A 4,526-nucleotide genomic window follows, 5' to 3' on the forward strand; every position below is an offset into this window, starting at 1 on the left:
ATGAAAAAGCCATATCCTCCTACGACCAAGCCATAAAATTTAAACCCGATTTCCATGAAGCTTGGTCTAACCGAGGGAATGCGCTGTCTGATTTAGGAGAGCATGAAAAAGCCATATCCTCCTACGACCAAGCCATAAAATTTAAACCCGATTACCATGAAGCTTGGTATAACCGAGGGAATGCGGCTGCACAATCACGCCGTAATAATGATTTTATTGTGCCTGATATCAACTCACCGAGACTCTCAGAAATTCTGCAAAATCCGAGTTTAGAATTACGGGATTATCCAGGAGAAATTGCTAGTTATCAACAGGGTTTAAAACATTGCCCCAAATCCACCCACCCCACCCCCTGGGGATATTTACATCACCGTATCGGTCAAGGGCGTTATCAGCGAGGTCAATTCGCCACAGCTTCTCACCGCATAACTGATGAATTTGGTCAGCCGCAAACAGCCAGATACTATTATCAACAGGCTGTAGAAAGTTATCAGGAAGCCTTGACCGTTATCACCCCTGATGCTGACCGGGAGTTATATTTAACCATTGTCCTTGATTTAATTTCGGCTTTGTTGAAATTAGGAGAATACCAGTCAGCCAGACAATGGCATCAACAGGGTTTTGCCACTTTACAAACCTGGCTGAATCAAATTTATCATCGACACCATTCCCAACCCGAGAAGGTTAGCCTATCTCCCCCTGTCAACCCAGATGATGATGAAACCCCCCAACTGGTGCCGGGGAATTTCCGGGAATCTCAGTCTATCCCCCAGGTGAAACGGCTGAGGGCAAAATTTACTCTATTCTATCGTTTTGCCTTTGACTTTGCCAGCCAAGACCAAAACTGGCATCAAGCCTTGGAAACCGCAGAATTAGAAAAGAATATCCATTTAACTTGGCTGTTATCCACGGCTTCTCAACCCGTTGAGATTAGCCCCACTGTGGCACAAATTCAAACCTTGGTTAACGGGGAAACCGCCCTGATTTATTGGTATTATGGCAATCATTCTTTGATTACCTTTATCCTCACCCGCGACGACCTGACCGCTATCCCTTTATCTGCTGCGGCACAGGAAACACTGGAAACTTTAATCACCCATTGGAATCGGGATTATCAGAATTATAGTCTCAAGAAAACCTCAGATAGTCAGAGTTGGCAGCAACGGTTAAAAACCCATATAGACTCGATGCACACCCTGTTAAATATCCCGGAAATTACGGCTAAATTACCCCCGGAGATTAGCCACTTAATTTTAATTCCCCATCGAGACTTGCACCGTTTCCCTTTGGAAGCCTTATTTCCCCATGATTTGATTATCACTCGTTTACCCAGCGCCGCCTTTGGTTATGGTCATTCTTCCTCGCCGCCAATGAATCCTAACTCAGGAGTTTCTGTGCTGACTGTGGCTTACCCGGACAGTATCGGCGCGAAAAATTTGCCTTTTACGGCAGCGGAAGTGACTGCTATTGAGCAAATTTTGACGGGTTATAATAGCCGCTACCAAACCATCACGGATAAACAAGCCACTGAGGAAACTGTGATATCAGCTTTAACAGAAAATCACCAGATTTTCCACTTTAGCGGTCATGGGGATTACTACCACAAAAAGCCGAGTTTGTCAAGTCTTTTGCTATCGGGTTCAGAGCGTTTAACGGGAGAAAAAATAGCGAGTTTATCCCTGACTTCTTATGGTCTGGTGTATCTAAATGCTTGCGAAACGGGTTTAACTAATATCGAAGCCATTGAGAAGGAATATGTGGGGTTAGCCAGTGCGTTTCTGCGGGGGGGAGTGTCTCAGGTGGTTTCCAGTTTATGGCTGGTTAATGATGAGTCGGCGGCGGTGTTGGCGATTAAGTTTTATCAGGAATACCTAGGGGGTGAAACGGCGGCGGTGGCTTTGCATAAGGCGAAAAATTGGTTACGGTTTGAGGCGACCTGGGGGGAAATTGCCAAGGTTTATCAATGCTGTTTATCACATCCTTCCTTGGCTGATAATAATCGGGGGATTTTATCCAAGGCTTTAGGACGCATTGAAAGACAAGAAAACTCGGAAGTTATGCCGTTTTCTGATGTTTATTATTGGTCGAGTTTGGTGATTTCGGGTTATTGAGGGAAGGGGGAATAACGGGATAGTCGCCTAGGTAGAAACTGACGGGAATTGTTACCCCAAACACCGGATAAATTGACGGCTCCAATTAATTATCAAATGGGTCTATACAATTCACGGCTACTGTGCTACAATAGTTGGGCATAAACTAAGTGCTAAATCACTGTCCAAGTCCCCTGTTTCTTTAACCTGGTGTCGGACTGTCACCAATTAATTAGCTATGACTCCTAACGATAAAGTAATTATAACCGCGTTTATTCATGCCTTAGCCCGTTTTAACCGAAAGTTGCCAATAAATGTGTATAATCAATTGGCGATGATTTCTGATGTGGCTAATCATACGAAACAATTAGAGTCGGTGGCGATGAATTATACAGACTTAGCGATATTATATAAGCAGGAGTGCGATCGCCTTTTGTCTGAGGGAAGCGATCGTAAAAAAGGCTATCTCCCCAGCTTTGATAGTGATGATTATAACACAGAATTAAGCAATCTGGCGGAACAAATTTGTCATTCTCCCGACCCGGTAACAGCGTCAAAAAATGCGCTCAATCCTTCTGTGGGCGGCAAAATACAAGGGTTTTTTAGCCAACTATTTAAGTCGTCTCCATCTCTGTAATTTAACTGAATGTACCCCCTGAAAGAAATCACGCTGCAACTGTTTCTGTATGACTTACGGGAAGGGTTAGGACAAACCTCAGAAAGCATAGATTTTAATCGCTATTATTTTTGGCGACGGTTTCATCATGACCTGGAAAAACCCTATAGTAAATTAACGGCCGAAAATCTCGACAAACTGGAAAAATACGCTACGAAAGAAAACCCAGAAATCGATATTGTTTCCTTAGATTATCAGGAGGGGGAACAGCCTTTAATGGGGATAGAATATGTTTTAGCAGCCTCTCAATTGGGGGATAGCTATAGCTTAATCATTGATGCTTATGATAGCGAATATCAGAAAACATCTTTAAAGCAACTGAAAACATATATTCAGGAAAGGATTATTAACAGTCCCTCAAGCCTCGGTCAAACTTGGCTATTGTGGGGTCAACTGGATCGTAAATATTCCCCAGAGAAAGTTAATGAAATTGCCGAAAAGAGTTATAAAGAAATCGCCAATAATCAATTGAGTTTCCCAGCCAATCAACTTTTGGGGGGGTATTTATTTGAAATATCTCAGTTTGTTTCGGTGAAGAATTGGGAAAATTTACTGATACTGATTGATAATGAAAAACCGGAAGACCTGCGAAATTATCCCCGGTTAAATGATGAACATAAGTCACTGCTGAAAAAGGACATTCAAAACAGTTTAGGAGAATGCCATTATTTAATTTGGCTATTACCAGCAGAGTGCGACTTAACGGCAATTCAAGAGGAAATTAAGCAAATACAGACCCATTTTCATCGTCTGTTATCCTATCGCCATAAGATTATTTGGGCCTATAGCCAAAGTCGGATTCTGAAACGCCGATTAAAAAAGAATTATCAAACCATTCAAAAATCGGTCTTAACCATTCGCCAACAGCGGAAACAACCGGAAGATTTACAAGAGGCTTTAGAAGAAACCTTAGAAATCTTAGGAAATTATGCGATCGATTTAAGTCAACTGCATTCCCAGTTAAGGACAATTACGATTAATTTAGCCAACTATCGACAAAGGTTAAAAGAATTTGCGAAGGTAGACCCGAATTGTGAGTTAACTACGTTGGCTGAGTTTAGTAAATTGGCGGCGACCAAGTATGAAAGACAGGTAAAAACGGACTATGAGAGTTTAAGTCCGGGGATGATTTTATTAGAAAATCTGATTAAGACGATTGAGGGAATTGTGGAAATTAATCAAGCGAAAAGAGAGGATAGGCTAGAAAGAGCGATCGCTGCTGCTAGTATAGGAGTGGGTACAGCGTCGGCGGCGGCTTCATCAATCGCGAATTATTCGGAGGGTATATTAACGGAAATTGCCTCGTTTGTCCTGTTACGGAATAAGACGGAAGCGCCAACGATTCATCCGGTATCAACGGCGAGTTTGACGTTTGTTATTAGTTGTGTAATTGGGTTAATTTTGGGGTGGTTAACCTGGTGGCGGTTAAATTCAAGACCTGGGTAGGTTGGGTGAAACCCAACATCACTGAGAGATGTTGTTGTTGGGTTCCCATACTCCACCCAACCTACTAAATAGGCTCGGCGCCGGAAATGCGATCGCCCTACTCACTTTCGAGGAATTCGACCTGGGTAGCTGGGTAGGTTGGGTGAAACCCAACATCACTGAGAGATGTTGTTGTTGGGTTCCCATACTCCACCCAACCTACTAAATAGGCTCGGCGCCGGAAATGCGATCGCCCTACTCACTTTCGAGGAATTCGACCTGGGTAGGTTGGGTGAAACCCAACATCACTGAGAGATGTTGTTGTTGGGTTCCCA

3 protein-coding genes are annotated in these 4,526 nt (G+C 43.2%); all 3 read left to right on the forward strand.

The window, feature by feature from the left end; translation table 11 throughout:
• Positions 1-2,111: CHAT domain-containing protein (locus P5674_RS23250; RefSeq protein WP_315670329.1), on the forward strand; the 2,111-nt coding region annotated here is incomplete at its 5' end.
• 217 nt (positions 2,112-2,328) lie between these two features.
• Positions 2,329-2,727: a hypothetical protein gene (locus tag P5674_RS23255; RefSeq protein ID WP_006616742.1), complete on the forward strand. Its 399-nt coding sequence runs from the start codon at positions 2,329-2,331 to the stop codon at positions 2,725-2,727.
• Between the two features lie 9 nt (positions 2,728-2,736).
• Positions 2,737-4,212 carry a hypothetical protein gene (locus tag P5674_RS23260; RefSeq protein WP_014275982.1) on the forward strand — a complete coding sequence of 492 codons (1,476 nt, stop codon included), beginning with the start codon at positions 2,737-2,739 and terminating at the stop codon, positions 4,210-4,212.
• Positions 4,213-4,526 lie beyond the last annotated feature (314 nt).

Source organism: Limnospira sp. PMC 289.06, assembly GCF_032350395.1.
In the GTDB taxonomy this organism is placed as follows: Bacteria; Cyanobacteriota; Cyanobacteriia; order Cyanobacteriales; family Microcoleaceae; genus Limnospira; species Limnospira platensis.